Raw genomic sequence first — 19523 nt, 5'->3', positions numbered from 1 at the left:
TGTAAATAAATTGCTATGTCCCAACAAAATAAAAGGATCGTTATCCTTGGTGCGGGCTTTGCAGGATTGCAGCTGGCGCGCCAGCTAAGCAACACTTCTTTCGACATTACCCTCATCGACCGTTACAATTACCACCAGTTCCAGCCACTGTTTTACCAGGTCGCCACAGCGCGTATCGAACCCAGCAGTATCTCCTTTCCCCTGCGAAAGATCTTCCAGCGTAAGAAGAACATCCATGTCCGTATTGCAGAAGTGAAAGAGATCAGGAGCGGCGAAAACAAAGTGATAACCGATATCGGCGTTTTCAGCTACGACCGGCTGGTGATCGCTACCGGCTGCACTACTAATTTCTTCGGTAACCAGGAAATCGCCGCCAAGGCCTTTCCCATGAAAAGCACCACTGAGGCAATGGCCCTGCGCAACCGTATCCTGATGAATTTCGAAGAAGCGCTGCGGGCCCGCGGCGAAGACCTGAAGGCGATCATGAATATTGTAGTGGTCGGCGGAGGCCCTACCGGCGTAGAATTGTCCGGCGCCCTTGCCGAAATGAAACGCAATGTGCTGCCCAAGGATTACCCTGATATGGACTTCAGCAAGCTGCAGGTGTACCTGCTCGAAGGCGGCCCGGCCACTTTGGGACCCATGTCGAAGGCATCTCAGCAAAAATCGCAGCAATACCTAGAACAGCTGGGCGTACAGGTGTGGACCAATTCGGTAGTGGAACGCTACGACGGCACAACGGTGTACCTGAAAGACGGCCGCAATATTAAAACCCATAACCTGATCTGGGCTGCGGGTGTCACCGGCAATATTCCCGGCGGCCTGCCCAAAGACCTGGTGCAAAGAGGCAACCGGCTCAAGGTGGACCGCTACAACCTGGTCGAAGGTTTCGATAACATTTATGCCTTGGGCGATATTGCCTATATGGAAACGCCTAAGTATCCCAAGGGACATCCGCAGGTCGCCAATGTGGCCATCAACCAGGCCAAGCTGCTCGGCAAAAACCTGAAAGCCTCGCTGCCCGGCAATGCCTGGAAAGAATATGAATATAAAGATCCGGGTTCCATGGCAACAGTAGGTAAACGCAAAGCAGTGGTTGACCTTCCCAAATTCAGCTTCCAGGGGAGGCTGGCCTGGTTTACCTGGATGTTCCTGCACCTGATGCTGATCCTCAGTGTTCGCAATAAATTATTTATCTTCATCAACTGGGCAATCAGCTATTTTACCAACGACACCACCCTGCGCCTGATCCTGCTGCCGACAAAGAAACAAGTGGAAATGGTACTGGAGCCGGAAATGGAGAACGCGCGCGGATAAGGAAACGACTGAGACGCAACGGTCGCTTTTGGTGATCAACTGCCAATCGGCGGAATGTTTGTTCCGGTATGCCCCAAAACCATGATACTATGCTGATCCATCTGCATCCCGAGAATCCTCAGCCCCGCAACGTAAAGACAGTAGTGGACTGCCTGCGTTCCGGCGGCGTGATCGTCTACCCTACCGATACTATTTACGGCATCGGCTGCGATATCTACAACCCGCAAGCCATCGAGCGCATTTGCCGGATCAAGGATATACAGCCCAAGAATGCACATTTTTCTTTTATCTGCCGCGACCTGAGCCACCTCAGCGATTATGCCCGCAATATTGATACGCCTGTTTTCCGCCTGCTGAAGAGGGCGCTGCCAGGACCTTATACCTTCATCCTGGAAGCCACAAGGGAAGTACCCAAACTGCTGAAGACCAAAAGGGACACCGTGGGCATCAGGGTACCGGACCACATCATCTGCCAGACCGTCGTACAGGAGCTGGGACATCCCATCATGAGCGCCTCATTGCCTATGGACGGCGATGTTGAATATTATACCGATCCTGAGCTGATCCATGATATCTTTGAAAAGCAGGTGGACATGGTGATCGACAGCGGCATAGGCAGCATGCTTGCCTCTACCGTGATCGATTGCACCGGCCCCGAACCCGAGCTGGTAAGAGAAGGCGCGGGCCCCTGGGAAGGGCTGCTGTAACGCTTACAGCACGTGATGCTGGCACACGTGCCTGTGTGTGGGAAAAGGTCTGTATGATTGAGGCACGCACGAATTCATGCGCCGGCAAAGAAGAATTATTATCAATTGTTTATACGCCGAAGATCGCTACGATTTTGTAGCTATCGTCAAGGATCACTTTCACCCGGGCATTGTTCACCGTTTTGTAGGCCTGATCCTTGATGCTGAAATAAGTGAAATCGACCGTGTATACATAGGTATGCTCGTCGATCTTGCGTATATCCTTCAGGTCGTTCACCGCATTTTCCGTTATGGTCCAGGAGTGCCGGTAGCGGCTGGCCAGCTGCGCTTCGTTGGGCGGCTGCAAGTCCCAGTAGCGGTACATATCCGGGGAGAAATAGGATAAGATCTCCTGCAGGTCACGGTGTTCCTCAGCCAGCAGGAAAGCTTTGATCACTTCCACCTGGCGTCCTTCGTCGACACTGGCTGCCGATGCTTCTGCCGTAAGATCGAAGTCGTTCTTATAGCTTTGGAGGGGAAGCTTTTCAATATTGATCGCAAAGAAAAGATTATCCTCGATCACGCCTTTGGTGGTGATGCCGATCACTTCGCCCTGGTCGTTGAACAAGGCGCCGCCGCTGCTGCCATGGGTTATATTGGCGGTGTTCTGGATGATGCGGCCATCCTCGCGGAAAGCAGAAATAATACCATTGGACAAGGTTTGCTCCAGGCCCCTGGGATTGGACACCGTGAAACATTCCATCCCTATTTTAGGCAATGAAGTGGCAATCGTTGCCGGCTGAAATCTATGGCTACCGTTACCGATTCTGAAGAAGATATAGTCATCGTCTTCGCTGAAACGATATATTTTAGTGATGGGGTATTTGTGGCCGTCGGCATCGATGGCATAGGCTTTTTTACTGTTCTGGAAGACATGGAAATTACTGATCGCATCGCCTTCTTCGTTGATGATGATGCCCGAGCCCTGGCTTTGCTCCATCTCCCCTTCCGCCATGATCATCACGACAGACTTATGTACATGATCGAATTTATCGGCCAGCGTCTCTTTTACTTTGCTGTTGTTCTCGCGCAGGGCGCTCAGCTCTTTCCGCTGGGCTTCCAGCTCGTCCAGCATTTTCTTCCGTTCTTTGTCTTCAGGGTTGCCGCAGGCAGCGAGCAGCCATAAGCCGGCGCAGCAGATCAGGACCGGCATCTTTTTCTTGGTGTTCATGTTTTCAGCAAGGATAGGATTAGGTTTCTGGCGTAAAGATGCAAAAATATCGTGTAATTGATACAGCGCTACCTTAAGGTAATATGGCCCCTGGCCCGCAATCAGCTTAATCCTTCAGCAGGTCGGGTCTTCTTTGCTGCGTGCGTTCAAGCGCCTTCTCATAGCGCCAGGCGTCGATAATTTTAGGATCGCCGCTCAGCAGCTCCTGCGGCACTTTCCAGCCCCTGAAATCGGCGGGTCGGGTATATACGGGAGGCGCCAGCAGATCGTCCTGGAAAGAGTCGAACAGGGCCGAAGTCTCATCGCTGAGCACACCCGGTATCAGTCTTCCTACCGCATCGACTACCACGGCAGCGGCCAGCTCGCCGCCGCTTAGCACATAATCGCCTATCGACAATTCCAGTGTAATGAAGTGTTCTCTTATTCTTTCGTCGATGCCCTTGTAGTGGCCGCAGAGGATCATCAGGTTCTCCTTCATCGAAAGGCGATTGGCCGTTTTCTGCTCAAACCTTTCTCCGTCCGGTGTCATAAAAATGATGTCATCGTAGCTGCGTTCGGCCTGCAGGCTTTCAATGGCTCTAACCAGGGGCTCGGGCATCATCACCATGCCGGCGCCGCCGCCAAACTGGTAGTCATCCACCTGTGCATGCGCATAAGGCGTGTAGTCGCGCAGGTTGTGCACCTGTATTTCCAGCAAGCCTTTCTGCTGCGCTCTTTTCATAATAGAGTGTGCAAACGGGCTTTCAAGCAAATAAGGAACTACAGTAATGATATCGATGCGCATTTTTAGATGTTAGATGTTAGATATTAGATATTAGAGGTCAGGCTTTAGATGTAAGCGATTGTAAGTATTTAGATACTGGAATTGAATTTTGGAAATTGGAAATTGAAAATTGGAATTTGGTACTTGGTATGTGGAATTTGAACATTGGAATTCGCTTCAGAAATCGGCGCCGCAGTGAAAGCAATGCCATTTATCGGAGGTAAAGCCCTGCAGGAGCCAGCGCAGCATAGCGGGCCGTTTGCTGTAGTCTTCCTTCCTGGTATTTTTGCTGCCGCAATGGATACAGATACGGTTATTGGGATCGAGCTGATCGATATCTTCCTCATCCCAGAAACCGATAGTCGATTGTACCGCCAGCGCCTCCTGCTCGATCACTTCGAGCACGTGCTCGGCCATGGCCTTGTCGCATTCCGCTACCTGCAACCGTATCAGGCCATTGGCTTCGGCGATATGCCATTGCATAGCTATCGTATGCTCATTTTGCAGCACACAGGCCAGGCCTTCCGCTTCCAGCCTCGACTTGACGATATGGGCGTGTACATAGTTGTCGAAAGTGCGCAGGGTAATCAGTTTTGCCATATTAAACGCTCTTCTGCAGGGTTTGCGATATATTGGCGATCAGCCAACTGTTGAGCTTTTCGATCGCTTCCTTCATTTTCCAGCGGCTTTTATCGCGGGGCTCCACATAGTTGGAAATGCTCCGTACCTGGAGGAAGGGAATTTTTTTCGTCAGGCATACATAATGAAAAGCCGCGCCCTCCATGCTTTCCAGGGCACAGGCGTAATGCTCTGTGCGGCTGCTGATCGTCGATTCTGTACCACTGACTGTGTTGACCGTGAGCGCCGATACGAAAGGCAGGTTTAGCCGCAAAGGAAAATCGCTGAAGGTGTTGATCAGCTTTTTGTTGATGAACGGCCGTTCCTGGGCATCCATCAGCCCTATATCAAACATATCGCGGAACCGCCCGTTGTCTTCCACACCGAGATCGCCCAGCACTTCTTCCTGTACAATAACCAGCTCGCCCAGGAGAAGATTGCGGTCGAAAGCGCCCGCTACACCCGCCTGCAGGCAGAAATGCGGGTCAAAGGCGGCGATGCTTTCTGCAAGGTTGAAGGCCGTCTGCATACTCCCGATACCAGTGATACAAATGCTGATTTCCAGGCTTTCCCGGCGATAATGGTTCCCTCCTGTTTGTTGAAAGCGCTGCGCCAGGAATTGCTGCAAGGGTTCCAGCTCAAATGTAGTTGCCGCTGCAACCAGTAATCTCATAGCCTGTTTTTGTTCCGGCAAATTTAATCTGTTTATAGCTTTATGGGTAATGTTTTTTGCCAAACCTCGCTAAGGTAGTACCTTTGCAGAAATCATTAAAATTTTATGGTATACCTTACACGTGTCGAGCATTTTAATGCTGCGCACAAATTGTATAACCCGCATTGGAACGAAGAGCAGAACCGCGAGATCTTCGGCAAATGTTCCAATGCCAACTGGCATGGCCACAATTATGAGCTGCATGTAACCGTAAAAGGGGAACCCCATCCCGAGACCGGGTTTATCTTCAATGCAAAAACCCTGGGCACCCTGGTTAAAGATATTATTATTGAAAAAATAGATCACAAGAACCTGAACCTGGACGTGGACTTCATGAAAGGAAAGTTTACCAGCGCCGAAAACCTGGCCATAGGCATCTGGAACGAACTGGAACCGCATATTGCCCGGGAAGGCGCCATCCTGCATGGCATCCGCCTCTACGAAACCCCTAAGATCTACGTAGAGTATTTCGGCTAGAATTTCCGTTCAAACGATCAATTTCAAGCATTTAATGGCGTACAAAAAAACAGAGCATTACGACGAAGACATCACCACGTCCCTGAAAGATCACTATACTTCGGTGATCAACCTGTTGGGCGAAGACATGCACCGCGATGGGCTGGAGAAAACTCCCGAGCGCGTAGCCAAGGCCATGCAATACCTCACCCAGGGCTACCAGATGGATGCCGCCGAGATCCTGAACTCGGCCAAGTTCAAGGAGAGCTACAGCGAGATGGTGATCGTTAAGGATATCGAGCTGTATTCCCTTTGCGAGCATCATATGCTGCCCTTCATCGGAAAGGCGCATATCGCCTATATTCCCGATGGTTATATTACCGGCCTCAGCAAGCTGGCCCGCGTGGTTGATTGCTTTTCGCGCCGCCTGCAGGTGCAGGAAAGGCTGACCGAGCAGATATTGCATGCCATCCAGGATTCGCTGCAGCCCCAGGGTGTAGCAGTAGTGATCGAAGCCAAGCATATGTGTATGATGATGCGTGGTGTAGGCAAGCAGAACAGCGTCACCACTACTTCGGCTTTCAGCGGGCAGTTCCAGGTAAACGAGACCCGCACCGAGTTCCTGAAGCTGATCTCTTCCGATCTGAGCTAAGACAACGGCATTTAAAACGAATCATTTTAAGGAGCGGTTTCCCGGCGGGGAGGCACGCTCCTTTTTCGTATCTTTAGGGAAGTCCAAACCAAAGCCTATGGAAGCACTGTACCTGGTAGCCATATTACCACCCGGCCCCGTGGATGAATCCATATGGCAGCTCAAGCAGGAGTTCGCCGAAAGCTTTCCCAGCTTCAAAAGCACAAAGGTATTGCCGCACATCACCCTGGTACCGCCGTTCCGGGAAGACAGCAGCCGGGCCGGGTTCCTGGCGCATGACCTTACGGTGCTCAGCAGCGATTGCCGGCGTTTTGCCCTTCGTTTAAATGGCTTTCAACATTTCGGATCGCATACCATTTACGCCGATGTGGACCAAAATGAAGCATTAGCAAAATTATTGACCCGTCTGAACCGCAGTAACGCGCAGCCACATATGACCATAGGGTATAAGAACCGCGACCGCTTTGCCTTTCCGAAAGCCTGGAACGCTTTTAAAGACAGGTATTTTGAGGCCTTCTTTACGGTAGACAGCTATTGGCTGCTGTGCTTTGAGCGGGGTCGCTGGCAGCGGCTTTGCGAGATACCGCTTGTAGCCGGCTGATCAAAGGAGCACCAGGCCAGTTCGGCAAAGCCGGTCAGGATACATGGCGGTCTGAACGGTCATCACTGGCGCGCGACTTCGCGTGTGTCCGTATCCACTGTTACTTGCCTTTGCAGGTTTTACTCCTACGGGACAACTATGGATGCTTGTTTGCTACAAACCTTTTGCTCCTACGGAGCATTTTATGGATGGCCTTTTATGGTACAAACCTTTTGCCCCTACGGGGCAAAGGCTGCCTGCACGGCAGCCGGGCGTTGTATTTCTCACAAAAGCTAAGCGACACGAAGCATGATTAAAGAAGGCTTGCAGTGTCGCGGCGAGAAAAAGAGACCATTTGCTGGCACACACATATGCTTAGCCGGTCGGGACGCATAGCGGCCTGAACGGCGACCGGGCTTTTATGTAGCTAACAAGCAACAAGAGACGAAGCGTGATTAAAAAAAGTCCCGCGGCGGGAAGAAGGTGCGTCTATCCTCGGCCCCTTCGTCTTTAAGGGAAAATAAATACGCTATCTTTATAAAAAACCGCACCTGATATGCCTTATGATGAAAAGCTGGCCGACCGCGTACGGGAAGCGCTGCTGGCGTACACCACCGAAATCGAAGAGAAAAGAATGTTCAGCGGCCTCTGCTTTATGGTGAAGGGAAAAATGTGTGTCTGTGTCAGCAGGGATGAGCTGATGTGCCGCATAGGCCCCGAGGCCACTGCTGCAGCCCTGGAGCGGGACGATTGCCGGCCTATGATCCACAGCGGGCGAACCTTAAAGGACTACGTATATGTAGCGCCCAAAGGCTATAAAAGCCGGAAAGATTTCGACGGCTGGATTGCCGCAGCCATGGCCTTCAATAAGGAAGCGAAGGCTTCGAAGAAGCAGGCCTAAGCCCCGGCTTCGTACCGCGCCAGCTTTGCTTCCAGCGCGCGCACCCGTGCCTGCAGGCTGCCGATCCTTTCCAACAGGTAATGTACCGTTTCAATGCCGGCCACATTGATATCCAGCTCATGGTACCAGCGCGTATAGCTTTCCAGCTGCTCCAGCTGGTCGTAGTCGATAAAGCGTTCTTCTTCGCGCTGTATGGTATGGATGAGTCCGCTTTGCTCCAGCGCGTCGATAAAAGACAGCTCGGTATGATGGTGAATACAGTATTCTGTTATCGTGATCAGCTCAGTAGCCATAGAAATTTGTTTTAGGATTTTGCGAGTTGTTCAAACAGTTCTTTTTGCTTGTCGCTGAGCCCCGTCGGCAGTTTCACATTGAAGCTCACATAGAGATTGCCGAATTCCCCTTCTTTTTTATACACCGGGAAACCTTTGCCCTTCAGCCGGACAGTGGTGCCATTCTGGGTACCGGGCTTCACCTTCAGCTTTACCTGCCCCGAGAGAGTTTCCAGGGTTACCTCTCCACCCAATACCGCCGTATAGAGGTCAATATCCTGTTTCAGGTACAGGTTATCTCCTTCACGCCGGAACACCGGATCTTCATTAATGTGAAAGGTGAGGTAGAGGTCGCCTGCAGGGCCACCATTCGTTCCCGGACCACCATAGCCCTTCAGCTTGATCTTCTGCCCCTGTGCAATGCCTGCATTAACGGTGATCCGTACATGCTTGCCATTCACGGTAAAGGTCTGCTGATGGGTGGTATAGGCCTCGCGTAAAGACAGGCTCAGTTCGGCATTGTAGTCCTGCCCCTTGAACACGGATTGTCTTCCGCCGCCGCTGCGGCTACCGAACAACGATTCGAAGAAGTCGGAGAACTGCCCCTCATCGAAGTTGCCCGAATAGTCCTGCCAATTGCTTCCGCCACCGCCGCCATAACCGCTGCTTTGCTGGTATTGGCTTTGCGCCCGCTGCGCCTGTTCGTATTGTTCCGCATGCTTCCAGTTTTCGCCGTATTTATCATACTGCTTGCGCTTTTCCGGATCGGTGAGCACTTCCTGCGCTTCATTCAATTGCTGGAACTTGGCTTTCGCTTCCTGGTCATCGGGATTAAGGTCGGGATGATATTTTCGGGCCAGCTTCCGGTAGGCTTTTTTCACCTCATCGGAGCTCGCATCCTTTTTAATCCCCAGCACTTCGTAATAATCGATAAAGGCCATAAGGCAAACGTTGATTTTCGGGTTAAGAACAAATGGTGCGGGTAAAAGTTGATGCGTTCAGTGCGCGATCCTTTTTACCCAATCGGATCGGAGCAGCTTTTTATAATACCCCCGGTAGCGCTTCAGCGCCGCCTCATCGTCCAGGTCCAGGTTTGCCGGCACCACATTGTTAAGGTAAAGCCGGGTGTTGCTCCCCTGGGGCTCCAGCGCAAAGCGGATCAGCCGGAGGGTATCTTTTGCACCCAGCACTACATTCCGTATCTCATAGTTGCGGACATGCCAGGGGTTACCTCTGTCATAGCCACTATCGGAATAGACCTGGAAGCCCCGTTGCCGTAAGGTATCGAGCAATTGTTCATTGCTCATCCTGATCTTGTAGTATTTGCCGATGGTCAATCCTTTTTCCTTTGAGAAGTAATACGATTTGGGCGGCGAGGTCGCCATCAGGGCCAGCATACAGGGCAAGAGTATCCAGGCAGCGGCCGGCTTTATTGTTGCATCCTGTTGCTCCGCTTTTTTTTGAATGCGAGCGATAAGCATAAAGACAAAAGGCAGCACCAGCAAGGCCCACAGGTCGGTGTAATCCACTATCCTTTCGATAGGGATCAGCGCTACCCGGTTGTATGCCGCGATAAAACGCTCCGATAGCGGCAGCTTCCAGCATATAAAGAAAAGGGCAGCCGGCAAAACGGCATAATGCTTCAGGCGGGGAAAAAGATAGGCCAGGAGCAGCGGTAGCAGCACCAGCCCTGCTATATCGGAGAGCTTCCCCGTCAGCACATTGTGGTACCGGGCTTTCCCGTAATGATCGTTGAGCAGCAATACTGCCAGGCTCAGCAACAGCCAGGGGTTAAACAAGAGGCGTTTACAGCGTGTAGATCGTATATCCTGCATGAACTAAAAATAGCTAAAAATCAGATACGCCAGGGCGGGTTCAGACGATTTTCCCCGGCATAGTAGAGCACCAGTTGGTTCCCATCAGGATCGCGGAGCCGTGCTTCCCGCCAGAGCCAGGGCTGATCTTCGGGTAAGGTCTCCATTTTAATGCCGGTGGCCTGCAGCATTGCAACACGATCGTCCAGGTCTTCACATTTAAAATAAATCGCTATTGCCGGTCCCTCCGCCAGGCGATCTGACAGGTGGAGGGACAGCGTGCTGCTACCGTCGGGACACACGAAACGGGCATAGCGCGGCAGGGCATCGACAATCAGCGTCAGCCCCAACTGCCGATAGAAAGCAACCGAACGTTGCAGGTCAGGTGAAGGCAGAGTTACCTGGTTCAGGTTCATAAAGCATAGCGCAATTAGGTACGCAAGTTAAGGCAATGCCTGCTTTGCCCACAGGTACTGCAGCAAAAGGATCGTTTTGGCATCGCGGATGGTTCCGGCGCTTACCTGATCCAACACCTCTTCCAGGCTCAGCTCCAGCACTTCGATAAACTCATTCTCAGCAGCAAGTCCTCCCCCCTCGCCCACCTTCATACTGCTGTCGTAGGGCGCGATAAAGTAATAGACCAGCTCCGTAACCGATGCCGGCGACATATAGGTTTCCATTACTTTTTCCACTGCTTCCAGGCAATAGCCCAGCTCTTCGATCGCTTCCCGCCGGATGCAGGCTTCGGCCGTCTCTCCTTCCTCCAGCACACCGGCACAGCATTCGGTAAGATAGCCGTTGCCATTGCCGTTCAGGAAGGTGGGCAGCCGGAATTGCCGGATCAGCAACAGGGTTTGCCGCACCGGATCGTAAGGTAGCACCACAGCGCTGTTGGGCCGCACGTAGACTTCCTTTTGCTGTTCCCGGCCGTCGAGCCGGAAGCGGACCTGCTTCAGGGTGTATTTTTTGTCGGAAAGGATCTCTGTTCCTTCGATCGTTACCCGGTGGTTGTCCATAAGCATTTCATCTTTTGTTTACCGGCAATAAGAACAATCGGGACGCCAAATAGTTATTCAATCATGGAACAAAAAAACACGCTGATCGCGGAGCTGGTCTTCCTGCTCGAAAAAGGCAATGCCCATGCCTCATTTGAAGACGCTGTTGCCGATGTGCCGGCGGAGCTACGGGCAATGAGACCCGATGGCCTGCCTTACAGCATCTGGGAGCTGGCAGAACATATCCGGATCACCCAATGGGATATTGTCGAATTCTGTCTGTCGGCAAAACACAAGTCGCCTGAATGGCCGGAGGAATACTGGCCCGGCGCGCATGATAAAGTCAGCAATAAAGATTGGGAAGAGGTACTGAAGCAGGTAAAGGAAGATCGCGATCGGTTCATCGCCTTATTGCAGCAAAAAGAGGCGGATCTCTACACGCCTTTTGCACATGGCAACGGGCAGAATCTCCTGCGGGAAGCCCTGCTGATCGCTGACCATACGGCCTATCATATAGGGCAGATCCTGGTACTGCGGCGCTTGCTCGGTTGCTGGAGCTGACTCTGGTGGCCATTCAGGTCGCTACGCGCCCCGACCGGCCTCGGCCGGCTATCCGCAGACGAAAAGATAACCCTGGCCTTTCAGTGTAATGATCTGTATGTTGTCGTCACCGGCAAAGAAAGCGCGCAGCTTGCGGATATACACATCAAGGTTACGGGAATTAAAAAAGGAATCGTCGCCCCATACGGTTTGCAGCAGCAACCGGCGATCCAGGGCCTTACCCTTATGCAGGCACAGCATGCTGAGGATCTGGCTTTCCCGCTGCGACAGCCGCCTGACTTCCTTATCCAGGTGTAGCTCCAGCTTGCCGGGATAAAAACGCCAGGCATTCAGCTGCACCTCTTCGGGCAGCTCGGGCTGGTTACCGTTCTTTTGCTGCTGCAGCCGCAGCTGGTTCTCTATACGCGCCATCAGCTCGTCCATGCTGAACGGCTTACGGATATAATCGGTGCCACCGCTGGCAAATCCCTGCACCAGGTCTTCCGTTTGGCTTTTGGCAGTCAGAAAGATCACGGGCAATTGCGGGAAAAGGTTACGGATAAGGTTGCCCAAAGTAAAGCCGTCAACATGGGGCAGCATCACATCCAGCACGCAGATATCGGGATTGAACTGGCGGATCACATCGGCAAGACGGGTACCTTCTTTTTTATGCAGCACTTCATAGCCTTTCAGCATCAGGGTTTCCCGGACGATACGCCCCAGATAAGGTTCGTCTTCAATGTAAAGTATCTTTTTCTTCATGATAAGTGCACACTATAGGCAAAGCGTGAAGCGGCAGCCGCCCTCAGGCATATTGGTTACAGCAATGCTGCCCTGGTGCTGCTGCATCACCTGCCGGGCATAGCTCAGGCCCAGCCCATAGCCTTTGACCTGGTGGCCGGCTTCCGAAGGCACACGGAAAAACTTCTCAAACACTTTACGGTGATAATCTTCAGGGATGCCGGGGCCGTTATCGGTTACGGATACATTCAGCTGATCGCCGCTCTGTTCCAGCAGGACCTGGATAAGGATCTGCCCGCGACCGTATTTCAGGCTGTTGTCGAGCAGGTTAATGAGCACGCCCTGGAAGTGAAGCTTATCCGCCATAGTATTGAACTGCCGGCCCCTGGCTTCAAAACGGACTTCAGCATCGTAGGTCAGCATCTTGACCTGATAGGCTTGCAATACTTCTTCAATGATGTCTTTCAGATCACACAGCTCGGGCTGTATCACCAGCTTACCCGATTCAAGCAATGAGGTATGCAAAGAGCGGTTCACCAACAGCTCCAGCCGTTCCAGCTCCAGGGAAGCCATTTCCATATACTCGGAAGTCAGTGCCTTCTGATCGGCAGCATCGAAATGCTGGATGGCTTCGAGGGCAACTTTCATCGTGGCAATAGGTGTCTTGAGCTCATGCGACATATTGCTGACAAAGTCATCTTTCATTGCGCTCAGCTGGATCTGGCGCAGCAGGCTTCTATAGGTGGTATAAAAGGCCATCAGGATCACACCCAGCAGCACCACCACAAACACAGCCTGCGGCCAGAGCCTTTGCAGCAGGTAGCCACGGTACCGGGTGATGAGGATACCGTGACCCGTCTGTAAATAACGGTTGGGAATAAAGATCGCTTCTCCGGCGCCCGGCTTAGCAGCGGTAGCGATCCATTGTACCGGGAACTGCCAGCCCATACGCCGCATCCTGTCGGTAAATTCATTATTGAACACGGAGGTATCGATATGGAAGAGGTATTGCTTTTCCGTCGGGCTCAGCTGGCGGACGCGACGGACGGCCATTTTCAATCCCTGCAGAGAAATATCCTTTCCACTGTCGCGGAACAGCAGCGAGGATAATTTTCTCAAAGTGTCATCGCTCAAGGCCGGAGCCGCTTTCGGGTCTGTGCTGGCTGCCGCCGGCAGCTCGCGTATCTGCGGGTCGACCACCGAGACCAGCAGCAGCGAATCGGTAATGCCTTGCTGTACATTGTCGAAGAGCTTGCTCAGCTCTTTCTGGAGGCCGTTCTCTTCTTTTTCGTACTGGGTATACAGCCACTGGATGGCAAAGCCCATCAGCAGCAGGTACCCGATCGCCATAAGGACACGGGTACGACGCAGCTTATATGTTCCGCTTGTGGATCGCATAAGAACAAGCAAATTACAACATTCGCGGCGAAGCATCCACCCATTAACTTTAATTAACCTTAGTTCCCTTTGGATTAACCCTGTCCCCTGGGGTCTGCGCCTAGCTTTGCTCCTGTCAATCCGATGCTATGACTTACCGCAAATACAACAACCTTACTGGCTGGCTGCTCGCCCTGCTGGCTTTTGTTATTTATTTCCGTTCGATGGAACGTACTGCCAGCTTCTGGGATTGCGGCGAGTTCCTGGCCTGTGCTTATAAGCTCGAAGTGGGACATTCGCCGGGCGCGCCCCTGTTCATGCTGCTGCAGCGGCTGTTTGCCCTGCTGGCCGGGCCGGAAGCCTGGCTGGGAAAGCCCTCCACCCGCGCTGCCTTTGCTATCAATACGCTTTCGGTGCTCGCCAGCGCCCTTACCATCCTTTTCCTGTTCTGGAGCATTACCCGCCTCTGCCGCAAGATCATTAGTCCTGCGGCGACGCCGGACCGCAGGCAGACGCCGATGATCCTGGCCGCCGGGATCATCGGCGCGCTCGCCTATACCTTCTCCGACACCTTCTGGTTCTCTGCTGTGGAGGCGGAAGTGTATGCCACCTCATCTTTCTTTACCGCGCTGGTATTCTGGGCGGCGCTGAAATGGGAAGCGATCGCCGACGAGCCGCATGCCGATCGCTGGCTGTTGCTGATCGCCTACCTGGTAGGCATTTCCATTGGCGTGCACCTGCTCAACCTGCTTACAATACCCGCTATTGCAATGGTCTGGTATTTCCGCCGGAAAAAGACCAGCCGCCGGGGCCTGCTGCTGGCCCTGGCGGGCGGATGCCTGCTGCTGGGCATCGTTCAGTTCGGCGTGATCCAGTACCTGCCGATCTTAGCATCTTCCTGCGAGCTTTTCTTTGTCAACAGCCTGGGCCTGCCTTTTCATTCGGGTGCGCTTTTCTTCGTCCTGCTGCTCACAGCCGCTTTGGTCGCGGCCCTGTTTTATTTCCGGAAGAAGGGCTGGTACCTGCTGCATATAGCCGTACTCTGCCTTGTCTTTATCCTCATCGGCTTCTCCTCCTATATCGTACCCATTATCCGTTCTTCAGCCAATACGCCTGTGGATGTGAATAATCCGGACAACGTTATCAGCCTGGTACCTTATGTGCAGCGGGAGCAGTACGTGCATCCGCCACTGCTCTACGGCCAGGACTTCGACAGCCCTGTTACGGGGGTAAAAGAAGGAAAGCCTTTTTATTATGCACAGCAGGATGCGCAGGGACACCGTTATGTACCGGCCGGCGCCCGCAATACCTATACCTACGAAGAAGGTACACAACGGTTCTTTCCCAGGATATGGGATAATTTCGAGCCGGGGCACCAGGCTTTTTACCGCCGTTACCTGGGGCTGGACAAGGAAGAAGCGCCCACAGCAAAAGACAATCTATCTTTTTTCTTCGGCTACCAGATGAACTGGATGTGGTGGCGTTATTTTATGTGGAACTATGCCGGGCGGCAAAACGATGCCGAGGGTCAAGGAGAGGCACGCAACGGCAACTGGATCAGCGGCATTCCTTTCCTCGATTACCCGCGCACCGGTAATATAGACCTGATGAGCGATCCCTGGAAGCATAACGCTGCCCGCAATGAGCTCTATTGCCTGCCTTTGCTGCTGGGCCTCGCCGGCATGATATGGCACTTTCGCCGGCAGGGCAAAGATGCTTTCATTGTGCTTCTTTTGTTCTTCTTTACTGGTATCGCCATTGCCCTCTATCTTAACATGTCGCCCCTGCAGCCCAGGGAACGGGACTATGCTTTTGCCGGCTGCACCTATGCCTTCGCTATCTGGATCGGCATGGGTACCCTGGCCCTGGCGCAGCTTACCGGCAAAGCGCTGCCGCGGTTCAGCCTTCCCCTGGCCTTTACGCTTTGCCTGCTGACCGTTCCTCTGCTGATGCTGAACGAAGAATGGGACGATCATAACCGGTCGGGCAAAAGCCTGGCGCAAGCTACCGCCCGCAATACTTTACTGTCCTGCGCCCCCAACGCCATCCTGTTCACACAGGGCGATAATGATACTTATCCGCTATGGTACCTGCAGGAAGTGGAAGGGGTGCGCCCCGATGTGCGGGTAGTGATCATGGAGCTGCTCAATGCCGACTGGTATATCGACCAGCTGAGGTACAAGCTGAACGAAGCCGATGCGCTGCCCATGGTATGGCGGCGGGAAGACTATATGGGCGATGCCGGCAACTATATACCCTACTATCGTCACCCGCAGCTGCCCGAAGAACGCTTTTTCGATCTCTACGAAGTCTGCAGCTTTATCGGCAAGCCGGAGAACAAGCTCCGCAACCAGACCGGAGCGCCGACGAGCTACCTGCCTTCCAAGAACTTTTCCCTTCCGCTGCCACCCGGTACAAAACAGGTCCCCCCGGTATTGCCCGGCAGCAGCGACCGGCTTTATTTCAGCATCAGTGGTAATGGTGTACAAAAGAAAGAGCTGGCGGTCATGAATATCCTGGCGGCCAATGCACACGCGGGCTGGAAGCGGCCTGTCTACTTCAACGGCAGCTATCCCAATAAGGAGGACGTGCTGGGCCTTATGCCTTACCTGCGCATGGAAGGCATCGTGTATCGCCTGGCGCCCTTTACAGCCGCCGATTACAATGCTACGGCGCGGCAAGTCAGCAATATCGATGTGGAGAAAAGCCTGTATTGCTTCAGCTCCCTGTACCGTTACGGCGGCGCAGAAAGGAATGATGTTTATTTTGATGAAAAGAACCGGGTAATGCTGATGGCCTACCGCATCAACAGTGTGGAGCTGGCCGAAAGGCTCACGGCCATGAATCGCAGAGAAGACGCAATAAAGCTGCTGGACAAGATGGAACACAACATCACTGCGGCAGCCTACCCTCACGACGAGCTTTCCGTTTTCATGGCCGAAGCTTACTATCGTGCAGGGGCCAGGACGAAAGCCGCACAGCTGGCCTTATTGCTGGCTACCCAGCTTCGGCAGGACATGGTCTGGATCAACAATATGGATAGCGAACGACAGGAAAGCATGGCTTACGATCTGCAGCGGGATCATGCGTTGCTGCAACGCCTGGCTGCAGCGGCGCGCGCTTCCGGTGATGAAGATACTGCCAGGCGCCTGCAGGGCGGTGCAGCGGAACCACTGCCACAGCTTCATTACCAACCGGGCACCCCTGATACGCAACGGTAATGAATACTCGCGGCGGCGGCGCGGCGCGGAATCTTTTTTATATAGAATAGGAAAGTACTTTCCTATTTTCTCTCTGCGCCACCGCACCGCTGCGGGATACTTTGCCTTACCGCGCCTTGGCGCCTTTATGGCAGGTTGAATTGCAGCACAGCACTGTAGCGCATTGCAGGGAAAAATTGCGGGAAATTACAGCTTCTTTGCCTGGTGCCCATCCCAGGCATAGACTTCCCGGGTCTTTTTGACTTTGAAGACGGTTTCTCCGTTGGGGTCCGTTTTTTCTTCGTCAGCTTCGCCTTCTTCCGCCAGGCGGATGATACGGCCGGGCTGCCCGCCGGGCTCTTTGGGAAAGAGCAGGGTCTCGGAATGATAGAAGACGCCGGCATCGCCCACTTCCGATTTACCGGGCAGGGCTAAGAGCTGGCGGCCCGTCCAGCCGAAATAAAAGTAATCGGTAGGAATGCCGCAGGCTTCGCCGCCAAACTGAATACGCCAGATATCGCTGGTCCCTTCCAGCCCCATGTCGCCCAATAGCTTCGCTTCGGTCACCGAGGTCTCCAGCGCCTTGACCACAAATTCCTTTTCATCCAGCAGCTGCAGCGCGGGATCAAGCGCTTTGGCCTTTACATGCCAGATGGCAGGCTGGTAGTCGTCATCTTTTGCCCGGGAAGGACTGATCCAGTCCAATCCGTACAGGAAAGTCTGCTGCGCCTTATCGGTACGGCTGCCCAGGGCCAGCATGCCCAGCCAGATATATCCTTCTTTACCGGCGCCGTAACGGATCCTGACCCAGGGGGCGTAAATACCTTTCAGCTGCTCCATATGGCCCGCCTGTTCCCGGACCACCACAAGTGTACCGCAGGGAAGGGAATCGGTAATGGTCTCCATTTTACCGGGCTGTGCGCGGACATTGGCTGTTTTGCCATAGACCCTGAAGGTATCGCCCGGCTTGGCATACCAAAGATTAAATTCTATATTGTTTTCCCGCTGTCCCCACAGGGTTGTATGACCAAGACTAAACAGCAAAGCCATGAGGCAGCAGATCGATATTCTGTTCATGCTGTAAAAAATAGGATATTAGACAAACGAGGCTGCCTGGAAGGTCAGCCTCGTTCAATTATTTTCCGGGAGCTTATTTTCCGAATTTCAGCTTCCTGCCGGGATAATAAGCCAGGCTGCCCAGCTCTTCCTCGATACGGATCAGCTGGTTGTACTTGGCCATACGGTCGCTGCGGGAAGCGGAGCCGGTCTTGATCTGGCCGCAGTTAAGCGCCACGGCCAGGTCGGCGATCGTGGTATCTTCAGTTTCACCGCTACGGTGGCTCATGATCGTATTGTACTGGTGGTATTGTGCCATGCTCACGGCATCGATCGTCTCCGTAAGAGTTCCGATCTGGTTTACTTTTACCAGCAGGCCATTGGCTACATTTTCCTTCAGGCCTTTTTCGAGGCGCAGCACATTGGTCACAAACAAGTCGTCGCCCACCAGCTGCACTTTATTGCCCAGGGCTTCGGTCAGCATTTTCCAGCCTTTCCAGTCGTCTTCCGCCATACCGTCTTCGATGCTCACGATCGGGTATTTCTTGCACCATTTTACCCAATATTCTACCAGCTCTTCACTGCTCAGCTTCTTGCCATCGGATTTATGGAAAATGTACTTTTTGCTTTTGGCATCGAACAGCTCACTGTTGGCGGCATCCATAGCGATCGCTACCTGGTCGCCGGGCTTGAAGCCTGCTTTCTCAATCGCTTTCAGCACCGTTTCAATAGCTTCTTCGTTGCTCTGGATATCGGGGGCAAAGCCACCTTCGTCACCTACATTGGTGCTGTAGCCTTTTTCTTTCAATACAGTCTTGAGCGTATGGAAGATCTCCACACCCCAGCGCAGGCCTTCGGTGAAGGTAGCGGCGCCAACAGGCATTACCATGAATTCCTGGAAATCGATCTTGTTATCTGCATGCGCACCGCCATTCAGGATATTCATCATCGGCACGGGCAGCGTCTTGGCGTTGGTACCACCGATATAGCGGTACAGGGGCATACCGGCTTCTTCAGCCGCAGCTTTGGCTACGGCCATACTTACGGCCAGCATGGCGTTGGCGCCCAGCTTCGACTTATTGGGAGTGCCGTCGAGGGCCAGCAGCATCTTGTCGATACCAGCCTGGTCCATTACATTAAGACCATACAGCTCCTCAGCGATGGTTTCATTTACATTTTTTACTGCCTTCAATACCCCTTTGCCCAGAAATTTCTTTTTGTCGCCGTCGCGCAGCTCTACCGCTTCGTGAACGCCCGTTGATGCGCCGGAAGGCACAGCTGCACGGCCGAAAGCGCCGTTGTCGGTATAAATATCTACTTCTACAGTGGGATTGCCACGCGAATCGAGTATCTGGCGGGCATAAACGTCAGTAATAAAGCTCATGAAATGTGGAGATTTTGAATTTGAGCGCAAAGATAGGAGGATATCCTGACATTGAGCGTATTCCTGCTGAAGCGGAAAAGCTGAGTCTTCGTCATCAGCCTGCTACCACTATCCGACCGGCATGTTGTGTTCGTGGGAAAAGCAGCATTCGTTGCGGCGTTGCGAGAAAAAATCTTTCGCCGTTCAGACCGCTATTGCATTCCGACAGGCGTGTTGCCTCCATTGCCA

Annotated in this window: 21 protein-coding genes; 8 read left to right on the top strand and 13 right to left on the bottom strand. The window is 53.0% G+C overall.

What is annotated here, in order from left to right:
• The first annotated feature begins 15 nt into the window (after nucleotides 1-15).
• Both DZC79_RS03700 and DZC79_RS03695 read left to right on the top strand, forming a co-directional pair.
• Entirely contained in the window at nucleotides 16-1317 is a 1302-nt protein-coding gene (locus tag DZC79_RS03700; RefSeq protein WP_118950208.1) for an NAD(P)/FAD-dependent oxidoreductase, read from the top strand.
• A gap of 89 nt (nucleotides 1318-1406) precedes the next feature.
• On the top strand, nucleotides 1407-2024 hold the full coding sequence (locus tag DZC79_RS03695) for an L-threonylcarbamoyladenylate synthase (RefSeq protein ID WP_118950512.1): 618 nt from the start codon (nucleotides 1407-1409) through the stop codon (nucleotides 2022-2024).
• Nucleotides 2025-2133: 109 nt separating this feature from the next.
• On the opposite strand, the gene DZC79_RS03690 is transcribed toward DZC79_RS03695, so the two are convergent.
• The 4 genes from DZC79_RS03690 to mqnB form a co-directional block, all read right to left on the bottom strand.
• Nucleotides 2134-3234, bottom strand: coding sequence for a S1 family peptidase (locus DZC79_RS03690; protein WP_118950207.1), 1101 nt, complete (start codon nucleotides 3232-3234; stop codon nucleotides 2134-2136).
• Between the two features lie 106 nt (nucleotides 3235-3340).
• Nucleotides 3341-4018, bottom strand: a complete 678-nt coding sequence (trmD, locus tag DZC79_RS03685) for a tRNA (guanosine(37)-N1)-methyltransferase TrmD (protein ID WP_118950206.1) — start codon at nucleotides 4016-4018, stop codon at nucleotides 3341-3343.
• Between the two features lie 156 nt (nucleotides 4019-4174).
• Nucleotides 4175-4597: a putative signal transducing protein gene (locus DZC79_RS03680; protein ID WP_118950205.1), complete on the bottom strand. Its 423-nt coding sequence runs from the start codon at nucleotides 4595-4597 to the stop codon at nucleotides 4175-4177.
• 1 nt (nucleotide 4598) lies between these two features.
• On the bottom strand, nucleotides 4599-5288 hold the full coding sequence (gene mqnB, locus DZC79_RS03675) for a futalosine hydrolase (RefSeq protein WP_118950204.1): 690 nt from the start codon (nucleotides 5286-5288) through the stop codon (nucleotides 4599-4601).
• 105 nt (nucleotides 5289-5393) lie between these two features.
• Between mqnB and DZC79_RS03670 the strand changes: the two genes are divergently transcribed.
• The 4 genes from DZC79_RS03670 (at nucleotide 5394) to DZC79_RS03655 (ending at nucleotide 7916) form a co-directional block, all read left to right on the top strand.
• Complete coding sequence (locus tag DZC79_RS03670; RefSeq protein ID WP_118950203.1) at nucleotides 5394-5804, top strand: 6-pyruvoyl trahydropterin synthase family protein; 411 nt, start codon at nucleotides 5394-5396, stop codon at nucleotides 5802-5804.
• A 34-nt stretch (nucleotides 5805-5838) separates the two neighbouring features.
• A complete protein-coding gene (gene folE / locus DZC79_RS03665) occupies nucleotides 5839-6435 on the top strand; it encodes a GTP cyclohydrolase I FolE (protein WP_118950202.1) in 597 nt (198 codons plus the stop codon).
• 97 nt (nucleotides 6436-6532) lie between these two features.
• A complete protein-coding gene (locus DZC79_RS03660; protein WP_118950201.1) occupies nucleotides 6533-7036 on the top strand; it encodes a 2'-5' RNA ligase family protein in 504 nt (167 codons plus the stop codon).
• 535 nt (nucleotides 7037-7571) lie between these two features.
• Nucleotides 7572-7916 carry a TfoX/Sxy family protein gene (locus DZC79_RS03655; RefSeq protein ID WP_118950200.1) on the top strand — a complete coding sequence of 115 codons (345 nt, stop codon included), beginning with the start codon at nucleotides 7572-7574 and terminating at the stop codon, nucleotides 7914-7916.
• Here DZC79_RS03655 and DZC79_RS03650 read toward each other — a convergent pair.
• Genes DZC79_RS03650 through DZC79_RS03630 form a run of 5 tightly spaced genes read right to left on the bottom strand, consistent with a single transcriptional unit; the run spans nucleotide 7913 to nucleotide 11018 of the window.
• Nucleotides 7913-8209 carry a chaperone modulator CbpM gene (locus tag DZC79_RS03650; protein WP_118950199.1) on the bottom strand — a complete coding sequence of 99 codons (297 nt, stop codon included), beginning with the start codon at nucleotides 8207-8209 and terminating at the stop codon, nucleotides 7913-7915. The two genes, DZC79_RS03655 and DZC79_RS03650, sit on opposite strands and share 4 nt — an antisense overlap.
• An 11-nt stretch (nucleotides 8210-8220) precedes the next feature.
• Nucleotides 8221-9129 (bottom strand): DnaJ C-terminal domain-containing protein, encoded by a 909-nt coding sequence (locus tag DZC79_RS03645; protein WP_118950198.1) that lies wholly within the window; start codon nucleotides 9127-9129, stop codon nucleotides 8221-8223.
• 57 nt (nucleotides 9130-9186) lie between these two features.
• Entirely contained in the window at nucleotides 9187-10023 is an 837-nt protein-coding gene (locus DZC79_RS03640) for a hypothetical protein (RefSeq protein WP_118950197.1), read from the bottom strand.
• Between the two features lie 20 nt (nucleotides 10024-10043).
• Nucleotides 10044-10418, bottom strand: a complete 375-nt coding sequence (locus DZC79_RS03635) for a VOC family protein (protein ID WP_118950196.1) — start codon at nucleotides 10416-10418, stop codon at nucleotides 10044-10046.
• 27 nt (nucleotides 10419-10445) lie between these two features.
• Nucleotides 10446-11018: an NUDIX domain-containing protein gene (locus DZC79_RS03630; RefSeq protein WP_198666759.1), complete on the bottom strand. Its 573-nt coding sequence runs from the start codon at nucleotides 11016-11018 to the stop codon at nucleotides 10446-10448.
• Nucleotides 11019-11081: 63 nt separating this feature from the next.
• On the opposite strand from DZC79_RS03630, the gene DZC79_RS03625 reads away from it, so the two are divergent.
• Nucleotides 11082-11558, top strand: a complete 477-nt coding sequence (locus tag DZC79_RS03625) for a DinB family protein (protein WP_118950194.1) — start codon at nucleotides 11082-11084, stop codon at nucleotides 11556-11558.
• Between the two features lie 48 nt (nucleotides 11559-11606).
• Here DZC79_RS03625 and DZC79_RS03620 read toward each other — a convergent pair whose 3' ends face one another.
• Together DZC79_RS03620 and DZC79_RS03615 are read right to left on the bottom strand one after the other, a co-directional pair.
• Nucleotides 11607-12299, bottom strand: a complete 693-nt coding sequence (locus DZC79_RS03620; protein ID WP_118950193.1) for a response regulator transcription factor — start codon at nucleotides 12297-12299, stop codon at nucleotides 11607-11609.
• A 12-nt stretch (nucleotides 12300-12311) separates the two neighbouring features.
• Nucleotides 12312-13676 (bottom strand): sensor histidine kinase, encoded by a 1365-nt coding sequence (locus DZC79_RS03615; RefSeq protein ID WP_198666758.1) that lies wholly within the window; start codon nucleotides 13674-13676, stop codon nucleotides 12312-12314.
• Nucleotides 13677-13804: 128 nt separating this feature from the next.
• Between DZC79_RS03615 and DZC79_RS03610 the strand changes: the two genes are divergently transcribed.
• Nucleotides 13805-16876: a glycosyltransferase family 117 protein gene (locus tag DZC79_RS03610; RefSeq protein ID WP_118950191.1), complete on the top strand. Its 3072-nt coding sequence runs from the start codon at nucleotides 13805-13807 to the stop codon at nucleotides 16874-16876.
• 186 nt (nucleotides 16877-17062) lie between these two features.
• On the opposite strand, the gene DZC79_RS03605 is transcribed toward DZC79_RS03610, so the two are convergent.
• Both DZC79_RS03605 and eno read right to left on the bottom strand, forming a co-directional pair.
• Nucleotides 17063-17932, bottom strand: a complete 870-nt coding sequence (locus DZC79_RS03605; RefSeq protein ID WP_157976894.1) for an SH3 domain-containing protein — start codon at nucleotides 17930-17932, stop codon at nucleotides 17063-17065.
• Between the two features lie 73 nt (nucleotides 17933-18005).
• Nucleotides 18006-19295 (bottom strand): phosphopyruvate hydratase, encoded by a 1290-nt coding sequence (gene eno / locus DZC79_RS03600; RefSeq protein WP_118950189.1) that lies wholly within the window; start codon nucleotides 19293-19295, stop codon nucleotides 18006-18008.
• Nucleotides 19296-19523: the final 228 nt, after the last annotated feature.

The organism is Taibaiella helva, from assembly GCF_003545695.1.
Lineage (GTDB): Bacteria > Bacteroidota > Bacteroidia > Chitinophagales > Chitinophagaceae > Taibaiella > Taibaiella helva.
Note: the sequence above shows the minus strand (reverse complement) of the source record. Positions and strands in the feature narration are given on the sequence as shown.